This is a genomic window from Desulfonatronospira sp. (assembly GCA_003563255.1).
Lineage (GTDB): Bacteria > Desulfobacterota > Desulfovibrionia > Desulfovibrionales > Desulfonatronovibrionaceae > Desulfonatronospira.
Genome location: PWSL01000338.1, coordinates 1 through 3,229, shown reverse-complemented (window position 1 = coordinate 3,229; position 3,229 = coordinate 1). Strand labels below are relative to the sequence as shown.

Here is a 3,229-nt window from a genome sequence, read left to right as displayed (position 1 = left end):
GCAGGATAAACAGGGAAACTAAGATGATACTGCATATCGGACTGCCCAGGACCGGGACTACCACTCTTCAAAAATTTCTGTTTTCCGACGAATCTCTTTTTACCCCCTCCAGAAAACTGGATCATAAAGTTAGTAAATTTCATAGAATTGCTGGGGTTGGTATACCCCTTCCAGATTCTGCTACCGACATAGAGGATGCTAGGAATACTCTGTCCGAGATAAAAAGGTCGGCACAAAGCAAACTGGTATTAATCTCTGACGAAAAAGTCACCTCACTTGGGAACACGCTGGCTGTGCAAGATTTGTACGCCAGGCGATTATCCAGAATCGACCCAAAGGCCAAAATAATTATAACCCTTAGACGACAACAGGGCTTGATGAAGTCAAGGTTTTCTCAAATGAGAATTCGCAAACATTGGGCTGCTCTGGGCCTGTTCGATACCTCTCGTCACTATTTGAAAGACAGATTGAACAAGCAGGCCAGAAAATTGATGCGAACTCTTTTTGTACCCGAGTTTGTTGCATGGTCGAGGATGGGTATGCAAAACCAGGAATCCTGCTGGTTTTCAGTCATGAATTACTTTGATCTGTTTAATTGTTATTCTAGAATAGTCGGCCACCAGAATGTAAAACTTCTTTTTTATGAAGATCTAAAACAGAGCCCATACCATTTTGCAGAGCAGTTGGCAAAATTCCTTGGTCTAACTCCTGAAATAATTTTGTCAGCTATAGACAATACAGCCAACCCTTCCCCGACGGGTATCAAGGTCTGGGACAGGGTGGTAAAAAATATAAAGTGCCCAGGTGAGGGCATTAATCTATCTTATGCCTTTCTCTACATGCTGGGACTAAAAACTGCCAATGAAAACAACCAGGAATTACTTGATCTGGTCCGGACCCATTATGGCAGGCAGAACCGGAAACTCGCCCAGTTGCTGGGAGAGGATCTTGCCACTCGCGGTTACCTGATGGACAGTGACCAATGAGTATGGACAACCCCCAAATCATATCGGGCATAGGCAATTGCCATACATTATTTCAACTACTGACTTACACTTAAAATTTAAGCATGCTCATAGCAATAAACTACCATTACATCAGAGAACATTTTGATGCACCGTATCCAAGCATATTCGGAGTAACCCCGGAAGATTTTTCCCTGCAGCTTGATGTGCTTGGGAGATCAGCCTGTTTTTTGGGCATAGATGATATTGTGGATATTGTAGACGGTAAACGTTCACTTCCTGACAGAGCTGTGGTCATTACCTTTGATGACGGTCTTAAAGAACAGTATGAATTCGCCTGGCCTGTTTTACAGAAGAAAGGTATTCCAGCGATATTTTATGCAATCACCAGACCCATCGAGGAAAGTTTTGTTACTACCACCCATAAAATCCATATAATCCGTGCCTACACTCATCCTGACGGACTGTTGAAGCATTTACAAGCCGTATTGGCAAAAGAAAGCCTGGAGTTCAGTCTCCCTGATGCTCATAAGGCACAAAAAGTTTACAGGTATGACTCTGTGGAGAATGCCCGACTCAAATTCTTCCTGAACCACGTGCTGGAGGAAAAGCAGCAGGAACTTGTAGTTGGTCAAATCTTTCATAAGGCGGGCTTTGATCAGGCCAGCATGAGCAATGAGCTGTACATGGACAAATGCATGACGGCAGAACTGGCAGAATCCGGGTGCCTGGGCACACACGGACATGCACACCGTCCCCTGGGGCTTTTAGACAATGAAAATGCATTGTCAGACTTTGTTACTTCCATGAATAAGCTTAGTGAATGGACTGGTCTGAACGTGACAACATTGAGCTATCCCTTCGGATTCAGAGAAGCATGCAGTAAGACTGTAGCCCATCAAGCGGAAAGAATGGGCATCAAGTTTGCCTTCACCTTGGAGCGTGCCGGCAACATGAAAATAGATGCGCCCATGTTCATGGCGCGTTTTTCCGTCAGTGATATATTTAATGCAAAACGCCCCGGAAATATTGAAGAGTTCTGGGACAAAGTCACCCACGCATCCTGGTTCAGGTATTCTTAGCAAATTTATGTATTCAAATACCAATAAAATTCAGGGAAATTGATGAGCAGTTATTCAAAGTCTTCTCCAGTATTCATTGGAGGTCTATATAAATCCGGCACATCTCTTTTACGGGCCATGCTTGGCAAGCATTCAAACATTGCCGGGGGACTGGAGACTTTCTGGTTTGACCTTGATTTTTCCGGAAAAGACTTGAAAGCCGACAAACGAAACTGGGATGGAACCAGGAATGAGCCTTTGCAGGAACATGTTTCTCGCCTGGCAGCATATTATGATGTCAATACAATGGCAGCCTTGGATATGGCTGAGCAGTGCTCATCCGGAGAAGCATTCATTGATAGCTTCATGTCCACATATGCATCATTAAATGGAAAAAAAAGATGGGTGGAAAAAACTCCGGCCAACACCCTGCATATAGAACGAATTTTTACTTTCTGGCCGCAAGCATATTTTATACATGTAGTACGGGACCCAAGGGATGTGTATTCATCCAATGCACTTAAGTCGGAAGAATGGAGCAACCCCGAAACCTTCTCCAACCTATGGATAAAATTCATCAGTGCTCATGAAGAAGCAAAAAAAACCAATTGGTCGCTGTTAATGGTCGAGATCAGATATGAGGACCTTGTACTGTACCCAAAAGAAACAATGCGCGATATCCTGGAGTTTATCCGGGAACCATGGGAAGACAGTGTGGCCGGCTTTCAGGGAGAAAGTAAGGACCTGGAAAAAGTGCAAAACATAACCGGAAAAACCAGCTCCACTCTGATGCGTCTAAGCCAGCCTCTTTCGACAACCCGCATTGGTGCCTGGAAGAAAGAACTTAGCGCCCCCTGGAGATTGGCTGCAGTGGAGGACATAATCCAAAAAGCCGGTTTTATAAGACTTTGGGATAGTTATAAATATTCAAACTGACTAGGTTTGTGATCTCAACCCCGTATCTGTTTAGCGCTTTTATGGAAAGCAGGGGACAGGCAACTCCGGGACCCACTTGAGCATCATTTTGTGCTCAACATGACTCATTTTCTGGGACAAGTGTGTCCCGGAAGAGCCAGTCCCATGCCACATCCAAAGCGCTAAACAGATACTCAACCCCTTACAAATATCCGGAAAAAATTCAGCAGACACCATCCAGTCCATGTATGATATGCGGGGACAGCCCCCCATGGGCTGGAAATTATC

The 3,229-nt window shown here is 44.5% G+C and carries 3 protein-coding genes; all 3 read left to right on the top strand.

Annotated features, from left to right (window positions below; all coding sequences use genetic code 11):
• Window positions 1-986: sulfotransferase domain-containing protein (locus QZP87_RS09795; RefSeq protein WP_291322737.1), on the top strand; the 986-nt coding region annotated here is incomplete at its 5' end.
• 83 nt (window positions 987-1,069) lie between these two features.
• On the top strand, window positions 1,070-2,047 hold the full coding sequence (locus QZP87_RS09790; RefSeq protein WP_291322736.1) for a polysaccharide deacetylase family protein: 978 nt from the start codon (window positions 1,070-1,072) through the stop codon (window positions 2,045-2,047).
• Window positions 2,048-2,089: 42 nt separating this feature from the next.
• A complete protein-coding gene (locus tag QZP87_RS09785) occupies window positions 2,090-2,962 on the top strand; it encodes a sulfotransferase (RefSeq protein WP_291322735.1) in 873 nt (290 codons plus the stop codon).
• The last annotated feature ends 267 nt before the right edge of the window (window positions 2,963-3,229 follow it).